The following is a 15444-nucleotide window of genomic DNA, read 5'->3' as shown; positions in this document are numbered from 1 at the left end:
GTGCCATTAAACCAGCACGCGCTCGATTCCGCCATTGTTCGCACGCTGAACGTAGTCCGCCATCCAGTCTTCACCCAGCACGTGACGGGCCATTTCGACGACGATGTAGTCCGCCTCGATGTTCGCGTCTTCGTTGTAGCGCGACAGCCCTTGCAGGCACGACGGGCAGCTCGTCAGGATCTTGATGTCGGTAGCGCCGTTCGGCTGGGGGCCGTCACCGGCCTTGAGCACCGAACCGTCCGGCGCGCCGGCGGAACCCGCAGAAGCATTGGCGGGGTTGATGCCATTGGCGCCTGCTTCGGCCACCAGCGGAATCCCACGCAGCTTCGCCGCGCCCTTGCGGATCTCTTCTTCCTTGCGGAAGCGGACCTGCGTCGAAACGTCCGGACGCGTTACCGCGAGTGTGCCGGATTCGCCGCAGCAACGATCGTTCTTCTCGATCTTGTAGCCGTCTTTCTCAGAGCCCATCAGCTGATTGACGAGCTTGACGGGATCCATCGTCTTGATCGGCGTGTGGCACGGGTCGTGGTACATGTAGCGCATGCCGTTGACGCCGTCGAGCTTCATGCCCTTCTCGAGCAGGAATTCGTGAATGTCGATGATCCGGCAGCCCGGGAAAATCTTCTCGAATTCGTAACCGGCGAGCTGGTCGTAACACGTGCCGCACGACACCACCACGGTCTTGATGTCGAGGTAGTTCAGCGTGTTGGCGACGCGGTGGAACAGCACACGGTTATCCGTGACGATCTTCTCGGCCTTGTCGAACTGGCCCGAGCCGCGCTGCGGATAACCGCAGCACAGGTAGCCCGGCGGCAGCACGGTTTGCACGCCGGCCTCCCACAGCATGGCCTGGGTCGCCAGACCCACCTGCGAGAACAGGCGCTCGGAGCCGCAGCCCGGGAAGTAGAACACCGCTTCCGTATCCGCCGTGGTGGTCTTCGGATTGCGGATGATCGGCACGATCTTGTTGTCCTCGATGTCCAGCAGCGCGCGCGCCGTCTTCTTCGGCAGATTGCCCGGCATCTTCTTGTTCATGAAGTGGATCACCTGCTCGACCACCTTCGGCTTGCCGACGGTGGCCGGCGGATGCGCCGTCTGCTTCTTCGTGAACTTCTTCAGCACGTCGTTGCCCAGACGCTGCGCCTTGTAGCCGACCCCCATCATCGCCGTACGCGCGAGGTTAATGGTCTGCGGATTGGTGGCATTGAGGAAGAACATGCCGGCCGCGTTGCCCGCGTTGAACTTCTTCTTGCCCATCTTGCGCAACAGATTGCGCATGTTCATCGTCACGTCGCCGAAGTCGATCTTCACCGGACACGGCGTCACGCATTTGTGGCAGACGGTGCAATGATCGGCGACGTCGTTGAACTCGTCCCAGTGCTTGATCGACACGCCGCGGCGAGTCTGCTCTTCGTACAGGAACGCCTCGACCAGCAACGAGGTCGCGAGAATCTTGTTGCGCGGGCTGTACAACAGGTTCGCGCGCGGCACGTGCGTCGCACACACCGGCTTGCACTTGCCGCAGCGCAGGCAGTCCTTGATCGACTCGGAAATCGCGCCGATATCCGACTGCTGCATGATCAGCGATTCATAGCCCATCAGCCCGAAGCTTGGCGTATAGGCATTGCGCAGATCCGCGCCTTCGAGCAGCTTGCCCGCGTTGAAGCGGCCATGCGGATCGACACGCTGCTTGTACTTGCGGAATTCGCCAATCTCTTCTTCGGTGAGGAACTCCAGCTTCGTAATGCCGATGCCGTGCTCACCGGAGATCACGCCGTCGAGCGAGCGCGCGAGCTTCATGATGCGGGCCACCGCCGTATGGGCGTCCTGCAGCATTTCGTAGTTATCGGAGTTGACCGGAATGTTCGTATGAACATTGCCGTCGCCCGCGTGCATGTGCAGCGCGACGAACACACGGCCGCGCAGCACCTGCTTATGGATGGCCTGTGCTTCTTCGAGAATCGGCTTGAATTCCCCGCCGTTGAAGATCTGGCGCAGTTCAGCGCGGATCTCCTGCTTCCACGACACGCGGATCGTGCGGTCTTGCGTGACGTGGAAGACGGTGGCGTCCGGCTGCGCGTCCGCGCGATCGGCAAACTTCTCCGCGAGCGCTTCGTAGCCGAGGCCCACCAGATAATGCTGCGCCTCGCGCAGCGACAGATCCAGCTTGTCGCGCAGGAATTCCCAGCGCGTGCGGACGTGCTTGAGCAGGTCGAGCGCGTGTTGCACGCGGTCTTCCAGCAATTCGGCGCTGGGGATTTCGTTGGCGTCGTCGCTCTTGCCGAGCGGCAGCTTGCCGCCCCTGAAGAACGCTTCGAGCGCATCGATCAGCTGCAGCTTGTTCTTGATCGACAGTTCGATGTTGATGCGCTCGATCCCGTCGGTGTACTCACCCATGCGGTTCAGCGGAATCACCACGTCTTCGTTGATCTTGAACGCGTTGGTGTGCTTCGCGATCGCGGCCGTGCGGCTGCGGTCCAGCCAGAAGCGCTTGCGCGCCTCGGCGGCCACGGCGACGAAACCTTCGCCGCTCTTGCCATTGGCCATGCGCACGACTTCCGAGGTGGCTTGGGCCACGGCATCGGCGTCGTCGCCGACGATATCGCCGATCAGCACCATCTTCGGAAATGCGTTGCGCTTGCTCTTGGTCGCATAACCGACCGCGCGCAGATAGCGTTCGTCGAGATGTTCGAGGCCGGCGAGAATCGCGCCGCCCTGCTTCGACGTTTCGAACAGATAGTCCTTGATTTCAACGATGCTCGGAATCGCATCGCGCGCCTGGCCGAAGAATTCGAGGCAGACGGTGCGCGTATGCGCGGGCATCTTGTGCAGCACCCAGCGCGCCGACGTGATCAGCCCGTCGCAGCCTTCCTTCTGGATGCCCGGCAGCCCGGCGAGGAATTTATCCGTCACGTCCTTGCCGAGGCCTTCCTTGCGGAACACGCGCCCCTTGATGTCGAGCCACTCGGTGCGCAGCAGCTTTTCGCCCGGCGCGTGGTTGCCGTCGAACCACTTCAGTTCGAAGCGCGCCGTTTCGATGTCGTGAATCTTGCCCATGTTGTGGTCAAGACGCGTGACTTCGAGCCAGTTGCCTTCCGGGTCGACCATCCGCCACCAGGCGAGGTTGTCGAGCGCGGTGCCCCACAACACGGCCTTCTTGCCGCCCGCATTCATGGCGACGTTGCCGCCTATGCACGAAGCGTCGAGCGAGGTCGGGTCGACCGCGAACACATAGCCCGCCTGCTCCGCGGCCTCCGTCACGCGGCGCGTCACGACGCCCGCGCCCGAGAAGATCGTGGCGACTTTGCGCGGCACGCCCGGCAAGTCGGTCAATTCGACCGCGCCGAGCTGTTCCAGTTTTTCCGTATTGATGACGGCCGAAAACGGCGTGAGCGGCACTGCGCCGCCCGTGTAGCCCGTGCCGCCGCCACGCGGAATCACCGTCAGGCCGAGTTCGAAGCAGGCCTTGATCATGCCGGCGATCTCGGCTTCGGTATCCGGTGTCAGCACCACGAACGGATATTCGACGCGCCAGTCGGTCGCATCGGTCACGTGGGAGACGCGCGACAAACCGTCGAACTTGATGTTGTCCTTTTCCGTGACGCGGCCCAGCACCCTGGTGGCGCGTCGGCGCAGTTCAGCGGTCTTGTCGAATTCGCTGGCAAAGTCATCGACGGCGCGGCGCGCGGCCACCACCAGCGTTTCGACACGCGCCGCGCGGTCCACGCCGGCCTCGTCGCCATGCTCGGTCAGATCGGCGCGGCGGCGCTTGTCGATTTCCGTCAGCCGGTGATGCAGCGCTTCGATCAACAGCGCGCGGCGTTTCGGATTGTCGAGCAGATCGTCTTGCAGGTACGGATTGCGGCGCACCACCCAGATGTCGCCCAGCACCTCATACAGCATGCGTGCCGAGCGGCCGGTGCGGCGTTCCGCGCGCAATTCGGCGAGCGCGTTCCACGCGTCGTTACCCAGCAGGCGGATGACGATTTCGCGGTCCGAGAACGACGTGTAGTTGTATGGAATTTCGCGCAGGCGCGCTTCGGGGTCGGCGACCACCGCAGCGGCGGCTCCGTGCGGATCGAATACTTGAGGTGCGTTCATGTTTGGACGACTCGGTAGGTCAGATGGACGCGCTCGTTAATGAACCGTTGAGGAACCATTGACGAGGCGACGGCTGACGATGCGCGTGGGGCGCAATTCTGGAAATCTTCTAGTTGGGCGAAGCACCTGCCGGCGGGCTACACACGCCGGCCGCTTCGCGGCGCTTAGATGCAACTACACGATCGTGCGCAACAGATGTGCCTTTGCGCCGCGGGACGGGCCTCACGCGGGTCGGGCATCAAATGGGCGATCCGAGGCTGCCAGTGCATCTTCCGATCCTTGTTCCAAAATCGGATTCTACCGCATCATCCCCGCCTGCGTTGACGCCCGAATCGCCCCTGTACAACGGATTTCTGCCAGATCGCGTTGAAATATGTTCCAACTGGTGAGTCCAGAAATTAGTCGACCGGACGGTTGGACTGGCGAGCCGCTGACGCGCCTTGCCGGGCTTCGCTCATTTCGCTCATGCGCGGACGACACGGTTACGGCCAGAGCGCGGGCCGTTGGCGCTATCATTGACCTTTCCCGTCTCACACAGCGCACCGCGCCACCCGCATGGCTTCCCACGACTATCTGAAGAAAACCCTGACTGCGCGCGTCTACGACGTCGCCCGCGAGACCGAGCTCGAACATGCGCCGAATCTGTCGGCACGGCTGCGCAATCCGATTTATCTGAAGCGCGAAGACAACCAGCCGGTGTTCTCGTTCAAGGTGCGCGGCGCGTACAACAAGATGGCGCATATTCCGGCGCAGGCGCTGGAGCGCGGCGTCATTACGGCGTCCGCAGGCAATCACGCGCAAGGCGTGGCGCTGTCGGCGGCGCGTATGGGCGTGAAGGCGATCATCGTGGTGCCGGTCACGACGCCGCAGGTCAAGGTCGACGCGGTGCGCGCGCATGGCGGCCCGACCGTGGAAGTCGTGCAGGCCGGCGAATCGTATAGCGACGCTTACGCGCACGCGGTCAAGCTGCAGGAAGAGCGCGGCCTGACCTTCGTGCATCCGTTCGACGATCCTTACGTGATTGCCGGCCAGGGCACGGTGGCCATGGAAATACTCAGCCAGCACCAGGGGCCGATTCACGCGATCTTCGTGCCGATCGGCGGCGGTGGGCTGGCGGCCGGAGTTGCCGCTTACGTCAAGGCGGTGCGTCCGGAGATCAAGGTGATCGGCGTACAGACCGACGATTCCTGTGCCATGGCGCAGTCGCTGAAAGCGGGCGAGCGCGTCACGCTGAACGAAGTCGGTCTCTTTTCCGATGGCACGGCGGTGAAACTGGTCGGCGAGGAAACCTTCCGGCTGTGCCGCGAATATCTCGACGACGTGCTGATCGTGAACACCGACGCGCTGTGCGCCGCCATCAAGGACGTCTTCCAGGACACCCGCAGCGTGCTCGAACCGGCCGGTTCGCTGGCGGTAGCGGGTGCCAAGCAATACGCGGAGCGCGAGGGCGTCGAGAACCAGACGTTGATCGCTATCACGTCGGGCGCCAACATGAACTTCGACCGCATGCGTTTCGTCGCCGAACGCGCGGAGGTCGGCGAGGCGCGCGAGGCGGTGTTCGCGGTGACCATCCCCGAGGAGCGCGGCAGTTTCAAGCGCTTTTGCGAGCTGGTGGGCACCCGCAGCGTGACCGAGTTCAACTACCGGATTGCGGATGCGAATTCCGCGCATATTTTCGTCGGCGTGCAGATCCGCAACCGCAGCGAGTCCGCGCAGATTGCCGGCGCCTTCGAGGCGCACGGCTTTGCCACCGTGGATCTGACCGGCGACGAGCTGTCGAAACAGCACATCCGCTACATGGTGGGCGGCCGTTCGCCGCTCGCGCATGACGAGCGGTTGTTCCGCTTCGAGTTTCCGGAACGGCCGGGCGCGCTGATGAAGTTCCTGTCGTCGATGGCGCCGAACTGGAATATCAGCCTGTTCCATTACCGGAATCAGGGCGCGGATTACAGCTCGATCCTCGTGGGTATTCAGGTGCCCGCTTCGGAGAACAGCGAATTCGAACGTTTCCTTGCCACGCTCGGTTATCCGAACTGGGAAGAGACGCGTAATCCGGTGTACCGGTTGTTCCTCGCGTAAGCGCCGGACCGCTGAGATGGCAATCTCGCTTCAGGACAAACTGGTCGTGGCAATCTCGTCACGCGCGCTGTTCGACTTCGAGGAAGAGAACCGCGTGTACGAGAAAGGCGACCTGCACGCTTATGAAAAGCTGCAACGCGAGCGCCTGAGTGTGCCGGCAAAACCTGGCGTGGCGTTTCCGCTGATTCGCAAACTGCTGGCGTTGAATGCGGGGGCGCATCGGGTCGAAGTGGTGATTTTGTCGCGCAGCGATCCGATCAGCGGGCTGCGGGCATTTCATTCGTGCCGTGAGCACGGGCTGGCCATCGAGCGTGGCGTGTTTACGCGTGGACGTGCGCCGTTTGCGTATCTGAAGCCGTTGAATGCGTCGCTGTTTCTGTCCGCGAATCAGGACGATGTGCGCGACGCGCTGGCCGCCGGATTCCCGGCTGCACGCGTGTTGCCGGAATCGGCGAAAATGGCGAGCAAGTATCCGGATGAGATCCGCATTGCCTTCGACGGCGACGCCGTGCTGTTTTCCGACGAGGCCGAGCGGGTGTTTCAGAAGGATGGATTGCGCGCGTTTGTGGGTCACGAGATTCACAACAAGAACTTGCCGTTAGCGGACGGACCGCTCAAGCCGTTGCTGGAGGCGCTGCACCGCTTGCAGAAACTGGCGGACGAAGCCGCGCCGACGCAGGCCGCGCCCATGCACATTCGCACTGCGCTGGTGACGGCGCGGTCGGCTCCGGCGCATGAGCGGGCGATCCGCACGCTGATGGCGTGGAACATCGAAATCGACGAAGCGATGTTCCTTGGCGGTCTCGACAAGAGCGCATTTTTGCGCGAGTTCGAGCCGGACTTTTTCTTCGACGATCAAATTCGCCACTGCGAATCGGCCCGCGTCGTGACGGCGACGGGGCACGTGCTGAGTGGCATCGTGAATGCATCATGACACCCGAACAATCACCGCTTGGCAAACCTGCCGCTTATACCGAACAGTACGACGCGACGCTGCTCTTTCCGATCGCGCGTCAGGCCGCGCGCGAGGCGATCGGCATTGGGGCGCAGTTGCCGTTCTTCGGCACGGACATCTGGAATGCTTATGAATTGTCGTGGCTGAATACGCGTGGCAAGCCGCAGATTGCCGTGGCGACTTTCTATGTGCCGGCGGATTCGCCGAATATCGTCGAATCGAAGTCTTTCAAGCTATATCTCGGGTCGTTTGCGCAGAGTGCCTTTGAGTCGTTCGAGGCGGTGCGGGACACGATCAAGCGGGATGTTTCGGCTGCCTGCGGCGCGAGTGTTTCAGTGCAACTGACTGGCCCGATGGATTTTGGCAAGCTGGCGCTCGAGGAATTTGAGGGATTGTCGCTTGACCGGCTGGATCTGGATACGGATGTCTATCACCCTGATCCGTCGTTGCTCAAGGCGGCTTTGGACGAGTCGCCTGTCGAGGAGACGGTGTTCTCCAATCTGCTCAAGTCCAATTGCCCGGTGACCGGGCAGCCTGATTGGGGCAGCGTGCAGATTCATTACGTTGGGCCGCAGATCGATCCTGCGGGGTTGTTGCGGTATATCGTTTCTTATCGCAATCACACCGGGTTTCATGAGCAGTGTGTCGAACGGATTTTTATGGATATTCTCAAGGTTTGTCGGCCGTTGAAGTTGGCGGTTTATGCGCGCTACACGCGGCGCGGTGGGCTTGATATTAATCCGTTCCGGACGAATTTTAATTTGCCCATGCCGGATAATTTGCGCACAGCGCGGCAGTGATTTGGTGGTTTGCCTGCGGCGTTGGCCTTTGCTTGTTTTGCTTTTGGACTATTGGTCTATTTAGCTTCGCCCTTTGACTGTTTGCCTGCGGCGTTGGCCAAACAACCAAAGCGCCGCAACGGCAAAAACAAAAAGCAAACCGTTAACCCTTGCCCGCAGGGCCCTTATAAGCAACACAATCAACCTCGACCTTACAATCAATCACCATGCTCGAAACAACACATGCCCGCGCCGGCGGGTTCTCCCCGAAGTACTCGCGAAAAACCTTATTAAAAGAAGCAAAATCGCGCGGATCATCAAGCCAAACCCCACATCGCACCACGTGCTCAGCCCCATAACCCGCTTCGGCGAGAATGGCAAAAACATTCTGAATCGCCTTGTGCGATTGCTCCACAATCCCGCCGTTGATCACTTCGCCATTTTCCATCGGCGTCTGACCAGACACGTACAGCCAGCCATCCGCTTCAACCGCACGCGCGAACGGCATATGTTGTCCGCCCGTCCCCTTGCCGCCTTCCACGCCATAACGCTTCATCACTCCACTCCTTATAAGGTCCGGCACGCCCAGGCAAGGCCAGAACGCACCGCGAAAAAACCAAACTCAAAAAGCGCCCTGGGCATCCACCCGCGATGCCGCGCCACGCGCCACAAAATGCCCCGCCCGTTCGCCGGTCGGCTGACCATCGCGATACGACAGCACACCATTCACCCACACGGCGTCAATTCCATCCGCCGCCTGCTGCGGTTGAGCGAACGTCGCGGCATCCCGCACCCGCGCCGGATCGAACAGCACCAGATCCGCGTGATACCCAATATGCACCTCGCCCCGCTGCGTCAAACCGAAGCGCCGCGCCGACAAACCCGTCATCTTGCGCACCGCCTCCTCCAGCGGCAACAATCCGGCATCGCGCACGTAATGCCCCAGCACACGCGGAAACGCACCCCACAGCCGCGGATGCGGCAACGGATCGTTCGGCAATCCGTCCGAGCCCACCATCGTCGCCGGATGCGACAAGATACGCCGCACGTCGTCCTCCGACATGTTGTGATACACCGCCCCAGCCGGCTGCAGGCGCTTGCCCGCCTCTTGCTGCGTCACGCCCCACCCGGCCGCAATCTCCTTCACCAGCTTGCCCGCCATCTCAGGATGCGGCTCGGACCACGTAATCGTAATGTCGATATCCCCCGTCACCTGCTTCAGATCAAGGGTCGATGAACTGCGGTTGTACGGATAACAGTCGCAGCCAATCGGCTGCATGCGCCGCGCGCCCTCCAACGATTCGAGCACCTCGGCACTGCGCCCCCAGTTCGACGGCCCCGCGCACTTCAGATGCGAAATCACCACCGGCACGCGCGCGTGACGTCCCACGCGGTACGCTTCGTCCATCGCGTCGAGAATCGCGTCGAACTCGGTGCGCATATGGGTCGTGTAGAGCGCGCCGGCTGCGGCGAGCGGCTCGGCCAGCGCCATCACTTCGGCAGTCGGCGCGGCAAACGCGGAGCCATAGGCGAGCCCCGTGCTCAGGCCGAGCGCGCCGTTTTTCAGGGCCTCTTCGAGCTGCGCTCGCATGCCTTCGATTTCCTGCGCGGTCGCCGCACGGTCGAGCCGGTCCATCTGGTTGTTGCGCAACGCCGTATGGCCAATCAGCGCGCCGACATTCACCGCCGGTCGCGCCGCGTTCACCGCTTCCACATAGGCGGCGAAGGTCGGATACGCAAACGCATCGCGCTCGCCAAGCAGGTTCATCGGATCCGGCGGATCGCCCTTGAGCGCCACCGGCGACGCACTGATTCCACAATTGCCGACGATCACCGTCGTCACGCCCTGGCTGATCTTCGGCAGCATCTGCGGCGCGCGGATCACGTGCGTGTCGTCGTGCGTGTGGACGTCGATGAAGCCCGGCGCGAGCGCCCGCCCGTTCGCTTCGATAATCTCTTCGGCCAGCCAGTTCGACAGATTGCCGATCGCGACAATCTTGCCGTCGCGCACCGCCACGTCGCGTTCGACCGGCGGCGCGCCCGTCCCGTCGTACAGTTGCGCGTCGATGATCAGCGTGTCGGCGGCTTCGGGATGCGAATGCATGAGTCAGTCTCCTATCGGTTGTCGGTCGCCGCCGCCGCGGTGCGCGTCAAGCGCATGCTTCATGCGGCGCAGCAACTCGCGGCTCTCGTCGCCCTGGCTGACGGCGAGTTCGGTGACGAGCACGTCCAGCGCCATCATCATCGCGTAACGGGATGACGACGGCTTGTAAATGAAGTCGGTTTCGAAAGCGACGATCGGAATCACCCAGTCGGCTAACCTGGCCAACGGCGACGCGGGCGCCGTCACCGTAATCAGCGTCGCGCCGTAGCCGCGCGCGATGCGGCAGTTCTCCACCATTTCCGGCACCCGCCCCGTCGTCGACAATGCAATCACGACACATTCGCGCGATACCGTACTGGCTACCATCCGTTGCAGTAAAGCGTCCTGATAAGTGGCAACAGGCCGGCCAAGGCGCACGAGCCGGAAGCGCATTTCGTCAGCGAGCGCGGTCGAACCGCCGCCCATGCCGAACACGTAGATCATGCGCGCCTCGCGCAAGGCGGCAGCGGCTTGCGCGACAGGCGCCTGGCACAGCAACTGGTGGTTGTGGGTCAGCGCGGTCTGCACTTCGTCGAACACGCGGGTTGCGAGCGGCTCGGGTGCATCGGCCGGCGCGCCGCTTTGCAGGAAGCGTTGCCCCACCGCCGCAGCCTGCGCAAGCCGCAGCTTGAGTTCGCGCACGTCGCGGCACCCCACCGCTTTGGCAAAACGCGTGACGGTCGCGACGCTGACGCCGGCCTGCTGCGCCAGCGCGCCAATGCTCGCCCGCGACGCGCCGGTCAGATCGTCGAGAATCAAGGCGGCCACCTTGCGCTCCGCCGAACGCAGCTCCGGCGCGCATTCGGCGATGCGAGCGACAATATCGAAAGTAAGCGGCTCAGCGGTGGAGTTCATGAAGACCGTGGAGACTCTGCCAGACGACAGGATTTTGCATGGGAAGCCCCCCGCGCGCAGCCGCGCGCGGCACCTTGTACCAGCCGGCGGCGCAGTCGTGGTACTAAATAACATTTCAGCAAACATCGTACTTTCGGTAACATACGAAAGTCAAATCGATTCTATTTAACTGGACGATGGAGCAGGTTTACATGAAAGTTACAAACTATCAAGGTGCGACGATTGATCCTTATAGCAAGGGCTTGGGCATGGTTCCGGGCGCCAGCATCCAGCTCATGGACGTCGGCCGTCTTGAGTGGAATCTGTTGAACGAGGACGTCAGCCTGCCGGCGGCGGTCCTGTACGCGGATCGCATCGAACACAACCTGAAATGGATGCAGGCGTTCGTTGCAGAGTACGGCGTCAAGCTCGCACCGCACGGCAAGACCACCATGGCGCCGCAACTGTTTCGCCGCCAGCTCGAAACCGGCGCGTGGGGCATCACGCTCGCCACCGCACACCAGGTGCGGGCCGCGTATCACGGCGGCGTGTCGCGCGTCCTGATGGCCAATCAACTGGTCGGGCGCCGCAATATGCTGCTGATTGCCGAGATGCTGAGCGATCCGGAGTTCGAATTTTTCTGCCTGGTGGATTCGGTGGAAGGTGTCGAGCAACTCGGCGAATTCTTTGGCTCCGTGCACAAGTCGCTGAACGTGCTGCTCGAACTCGGCGTGCCGGGCGGCCGCACGGGCGTGCGCGACGCGGCGCAGCGCAATGCGGTGCTCGAGGCGATTGCCCGCTATCCGGATGCCCTGAAGCTCGCCGGTGTCGAGTTGTATGAAGGCGTGCTGAAGGAAGAGCCTGAAGTGCGCGCGTTTCTGCAAGATGCGGTGGCCATCACGCGCACACTCGCAGATGAAGGGCGTTTTGCGCGCACCCCGGCGATCCTCTCGGGCGCCGGCTCGGCATGGTACGACGTGGTGGCGGAAGAGTTCGCCAAGGCAAGCGAAGCAGGCCGTGTCGAAGTCGTGCTGCGTCCGGGCTGCTACCTGACCCATGACGTGGGCGTGTACCGCAAAGCGCAGACGGACATCTTCGCGCGCAATCCGGTTGCCAGAAAGATGGGCGAAGGCCTGTTGCCCGCGCTGCAACTGTGGGCCTATGTGCAGTCCATTCCCGAGCCGGATCGCGCCATCATCGGGCTCGGCAAGCGCGACTCCGCCTTCGACGCCGGCATGCCGGAACCCGCGCGCCACTATCGTCCGGGCACCCCGGCGCCGCGCGATATTGCGGCCAGCGAAGGCTGGGAAATCTTCGGCATGATGGATCAGCACGCGTATCTGCGGATTCCCGCCGGCGCCGATCTGAAAGTGGGTGACATGATCGCGTTCGACATCTCGCATCCGTGCCTGACCTTCGACAAATGGCGTCAGTTGCTGGTGGTCGATCCGGCGTATCAGGTGACGGAAGTAATCGAAACGTTCTTTTAAGGTCTGACCGCGCAGCGCGCGGCGGCGTCTGCGCGCGTGCCGCTGCGCGCTCCACGTCCGCTAGCGGCACGCGCCCGGGTAAGCGCGCGGCTCACGGAATGTCGTCCATGGGCTCCGGGCCGGCCGCCCCCACCTCTCCAATCCGCGCTTCGAGCATCCTCAACGCACCGGACAACGCGGACAACGCTTCGTCCGGCAGCGCGGCCAGCGTGTCATGCAGAAATGCATTGCGGCGCGGCATGCTCGCTTCGGTGGCGGCCATCCCGGTTTCAGTCAGACGCACATTGGTGACGCGGTTATCGCGCGCGTCCATGCTGCGCGAAATCCAGCCGAGCGCTTCCAGCGCCTTCAACTGCCGCGTGAGCGCGCCCGGATCGACCCGCAGCCGCTCGACGAGCCGCTTTTGCGACGACTCTCCGCCCTGATCGTGCAAGGCGAGCATCACGCGCCAGCGCGGCAGCGGATGCCCGACATGCGCCTCGAACGCCGACATGAACGCCCGATAGGTGCGGCCGAATTGCTGAACGATGGCGACGCGATCCTGTTGTTCCATGATGTACCGGACGAGGCGGGAATTCGATAATCAATCGGCGAGAATGGTCGGCTCGACCTGACGGCGCAGCTTGACAGGCGGCACGCGGCGGCTCTGCCAGATCGACACCACGGCAATCACCGCCGCGACCGCGAGGCCGAGATGAATCGCCGCGACAAGCGCTTCGCGGGCCGCTTCGAGCAGCATCGCACCATTGTGGCCGGCCTGCGTCAACTGGCTCATCAGCGTGGCCTGGGCCTCGTGGTTGATCAGGATTTGCGGGTCGCCCAGATCCGCGAACCAGTGCGACGCCTGATCACGCTCAAGCGCGCTGCGCACGCCGCCCGCATACATATGGGTGACGAGCGTGCCGGTCAGCGCGGTGCCGATCATCCCGCCGATCATACGCAACGATTGCAGCAGCGCAGTTGCAATGCCGAGATGCTCACGGCCCGCTGTTTGCTGCGCAAAGATGGTCAGGTTGGGCATGACGAAACCCAGACCGAGACCGCCCAGCACCATGAACGACATCAGGATCCATTGCGGCATGGCGCGCGTGGCGATCACCGCGCCCAGACACGACAGCGCGAGCAGCGTAAAGCCGACATACAACATCAGGTTCGGATTGCGCACGCGCGACACGATACGGCCGTTCGCAATACTGCCAATGGTGATGAACACCACCAGCGGCGTGATCACGAGCCCGGCTTGTTTCGGCGACATGCCGAAGCCGCCCTGAAATAGCAGCGGCGCGTAGAACAGCAGCGAGAACATCGTGAAGCCGCCGAGCACCGCCAGCGTAAATAGCGCGGCGAGGCTGGGGTTACGGAACATGTCGATCGGCAAGATTGCGGTCGGGCAGCGCTTTTCCCATTGCCACAGGCCGTAGGCGCAAGCCACGCTGATGGCCAGTAACGCTACGGCGGTCAGTCCCAGGCCATGCTTGGGCAACATTTCGACGAAGAGCTGCAGTAAGCCGAGCGACAGCGCGATCAGCAACGCGCCGGGCCAGTCGAGCCGCATCTTGTCTTTATGTTCGACGTGCCGCAGATGCGGCAAAAAGCGCCACACGAAGAACAGCGACAGCAAGCCGACCGGCAGATTCACATAAAACACCGAACGCCAGCCGTAGTACTGCGTGAGAAAGCCGCCAAGCGACGGCCCCACGGCGTTCGCGATGCCGAACGCCGAACTCATCAACACCTGCCAGCGCAGACGCACGACCGAATCGGGAAAGAGATCAGGAATACAGGCGAATGCGGTACCCACCAGCATGCCACCGCCGATGCCCTGCAGCCCCCGCGCCAGCACCAGAAACAGCATGCTGTTGGCCATGCCGCACAAGACCGACGCGCCCGTAAACACGACGATCGATGCAATCACAAAGGGCTTGCGCCCGTAGTAATCGCCGAGGCGCCCGAAGATCGGCACGGTGATCACCGAAGTCAGCAGGTATGAGGTGGCGACCCATGCGTAAAGCTCGAAGCCTTTGAGTTCGGCGACGATCGTAGGCAGCGCGGTGCCGACCACGGTCTGGTCGAGCGCGACGAGCATGGTCACGAAAGAAACGCCGAGCATCGCCATCAGCGATTCCCGGAACGGCAAAACTTGCCCACTCGAATGGTGAGCCGCGGTATGGACGGCCATTTTTTGTCAGCGCAACAGTTGACTCGTCAAACAATACGGGAATCATACCATGCGCGCGGGTCTAAACTGCTTGTGGCGGCGCCGGCTCCAGGGTGCCGCTAATCGTCTGACCAAACAATCGGCCTACCCAGGGAGGCACATGGAGTCCAATACGCTCGCCGAACAGAGCTTGTCCGCCGAGGACCTCGCCGCACTGCGCCGCGCGAAACACGAGCTGGAAAGTCCCGCACTGGCGATGAAACTTGCAAGTATCGTCGGCGCGCCGCTCGAAAAACTGCTGTCGCGGATGCCGGCCATCGCCAACGAAAAAGTCGCCGACGCGACGCAGATCGCGTTACGCAAGTGCCTGCAAATTGCCTTGCGCACCTTGGGCCGGCCGGACGCCGCCGCGCCACTGGCCGCGCCGGACAAGCCGAGCAATCTGCTGCACAAGTTTGCAGTGGCAACGACGGGCGCCGCAGGCGGCGCTTTCGGTCTGTTCGCGCTGCCGGTGGAGTTGCCGGTTACGACCACGCTGATGTTCCGCTCGATCTGCGATATCGCGCGCAGCGAGGGCGAGGACCTGTCGTCCATCGACACGCAGTTGCAGTGTCTGACCGTATTGGGCATGGGCGGCACGTCGAAAGCTGACGACGACGCCGACTTCGGCTACTTCATCATGCGCGGCGCGCTCGCGCAGGCGGTGTCGAAGGCGTCGTCCGAAATCGCGACCAAAGGTTTTACCGCGCACGGCTCGGCCGCGCTGCTGCGCCTGCTCAACATCATTGCCTCGCGCTTTTCCGTGCAGGTGAGCGAGCAGATCGCCGCCAAGTCGATTCCGGCGATCGGCGCGGTGCTGGGCGCCATGGTCAATACCGTTTTCATGGACCACTTCCAGCTCGTGG

11 protein-coding genes are annotated in these 15444 nt (G+C 62.7%); 5 read left to right on the top strand and 6 right to left on the bottom strand.

What is annotated here, in order from left to right; translation table 11 throughout:
- Window positions 1-6: 6 nt before the first annotated feature.
- Window positions 7-4101, bottom strand: a complete 4095-nt coding sequence (locus VGH41_RS24920; RefSeq protein WP_331600330.1) for an FAD/FMN-binding oxidoreductase — start codon at window positions 4099-4101, stop codon at window positions 7-9.
- Between the two features lie 555 nt (window positions 4102-4656).
- Here VGH41_RS24920 and ilvA point away from each other — a divergent pair.
- The 3 genes from ilvA to queF are packed head-to-tail and all read left to right on the top strand — an operon-like array spanning window position 4657 to window position 7935.
- On the top strand, window positions 4657-6180 hold the full coding sequence (gene ilvA, locus VGH41_RS24915; RefSeq protein WP_331600329.1) for a threonine ammonia-lyase, biosynthetic: 1524 nt from the start codon (window positions 4657-4659) through the stop codon (window positions 6178-6180).
- A gap of 16 nt (window positions 6181-6196) precedes the next feature.
- Window positions 6197-7114, top strand: a complete 918-nt coding sequence (locus VGH41_RS24910; protein ID WP_331600328.1) for a 5'-nucleotidase — start codon at window positions 6197-6199, stop codon at window positions 7112-7114.
- Complete coding sequence (gene queF, locus VGH41_RS24905) at window positions 7111-7935, top strand: NADPH-dependent 7-cyano-7-deazaguanine reductase QueF (RefSeq protein WP_331600327.1); 825 nt, start codon at window positions 7111-7113, stop codon at window positions 7933-7935. Before VGH41_RS24910 ends, queF begins: the two co-directional genes overlap by 4 nt.
- Window positions 7936-8077: 142 nt before the next feature.
- Here the strand turns inward: queF and VGH41_RS24900 are convergent, their stop codons facing one another.
- The 3 genes from VGH41_RS24900 to VGH41_RS24890 form a co-directional block, all read right to left on the bottom strand.
- Window positions 8078-8470: a RidA family protein gene (locus tag VGH41_RS24900; RefSeq protein WP_331600326.1), complete on the bottom strand. Its 393-nt coding sequence runs from the start codon at window positions 8468-8470 to the stop codon at window positions 8078-8080.
- 66 nt (window positions 8471-8536) lie between these two features.
- The gene (locus VGH41_RS24895; RefSeq protein ID WP_331600325.1) at window positions 8537-10018 is read right to left on the bottom strand and encodes a D-aminoacylase; all 1482 of its coding nucleotides are present in this window, start codon (window positions 10016-10018) and stop codon (window positions 8537-8539) included.
- Between the two features lie 3 nt (window positions 10019-10021).
- Complete coding sequence (locus tag VGH41_RS24890; protein WP_331600324.1) at window positions 10022-10912, bottom strand: MurR/RpiR family transcriptional regulator; 891 nt, start codon at window positions 10910-10912, stop codon at window positions 10022-10024.
- 191 nt (window positions 10913-11103) lie between these two features.
- Here VGH41_RS24890 and VGH41_RS24885 point away from each other — a divergent pair, with 191 nt between their 5' ends.
- Window positions 11104-12381 (top strand): amino acid deaminase, encoded by a 1278-nt coding sequence (locus tag VGH41_RS24885; protein ID WP_331600323.1) that lies wholly within the window; start codon window positions 11104-11106, stop codon window positions 12379-12381.
- 91 nt (window positions 12382-12472) lie between these two features.
- Here VGH41_RS24885 and VGH41_RS24880 read toward each other — a convergent pair whose 3' ends face one another.
- Both VGH41_RS24880 and VGH41_RS24875 read right to left on the bottom strand, forming a co-directional pair.
- On the bottom strand, window positions 12473-12934 hold the full coding sequence (locus tag VGH41_RS24880) for a MarR family winged helix-turn-helix transcriptional regulator (RefSeq protein WP_331600322.1): 462 nt from the start codon (window positions 12932-12934) through the stop codon (window positions 12473-12475).
- A 30-nt stretch (window positions 12935-12964) separates the two neighbouring features.
- Window positions 12965-14560, bottom strand: coding sequence for an MDR family MFS transporter (locus tag VGH41_RS24875; RefSeq protein WP_331600321.1), 1596 nt, complete (start codon window positions 14558-14560; stop codon window positions 12965-12967).
- 139 nt (window positions 14561-14699) lie between these two features.
- Here VGH41_RS24875 and VGH41_RS24870 point away from each other — a divergent pair.
- Window positions 14700-15444: EcsC family protein (locus VGH41_RS24870; protein WP_331600320.1), on the top strand; the 745-nt coding region annotated here is incomplete at its 3' end.

The organism is Paraburkholderia sp., from assembly GCF_036488795.1.
Classification (GTDB): Bacteria; Pseudomonadota; Gammaproteobacteria; order Burkholderiales; family Burkholderiaceae; genus Paraburkholderia.
Note: the sequence above shows the minus strand (reverse complement) of the source record. Positions and strands in the feature narration are given on the sequence as shown.

Bases quoted from the DNA above. Each gene is read 5' to 3' on its own strand.
- VGH41_RS24920 (WP_331600330.1), bottom strand. From the start codon at position 4,101: ATGAACGCACCTCAAGTATTCGATCCGCACGGAGCCGCCGCTGCGGTG.
- ilvA (WP_331600329.1), top strand. From the start codon at position 4,657: ATGGCTTCCCACGACTATCTGAAGAAAACCCTGACTGCGCGCGTCTAC.
- VGH41_RS24910 (WP_331600328.1), top strand. From the start codon at position 6,197: ATGGCAATCTCGCTTCAGGACAAACTGGTCGTGGCAATCTCGTCACGC.
- queF (WP_331600327.1), top strand. From the start codon at position 7,111: ATGACACCCGAACAATCACCGCTTGGCAAACCTGCCGCTTATACCGAA.
- VGH41_RS24900 (WP_331600326.1), bottom strand. From the start codon at position 8,470: ATGAAGCGTTATGGCGTGGAAGGCGGCAAGGGGACGGGCGGACAACAT.
- VGH41_RS24895 (WP_331600325.1), bottom strand. From the start codon at position 10,018: ATGCATTCGCATCCCGAAGCCGCCGACACGCTGATCATCGACGCGCAA.
- VGH41_RS24890 (WP_331600324.1), bottom strand. From the start codon at position 10,912: ATGAACTCCACCGCTGAGCCGCTTACTTTCGATATTGTCGCTCGCATC.
- VGH41_RS24885 (WP_331600323.1), top strand. From the start codon at position 11,104: ATGAAAGTTACAAACTATCAAGGTGCGACGATTGATCCTTATAGCAAG.
- VGH41_RS24880 (WP_331600322.1), bottom strand. From the start codon at position 12,934: ATGGAACAACAGGATCGCGTCGCCATCGTTCAGCAATTCGGCCGCACC.
- VGH41_RS24875 (WP_331600321.1), bottom strand. From the start codon at position 14,560: ATGGCCGTCCATACCGCGGCTCACCATTCGAGTGGGCAAGTTTTGCCG.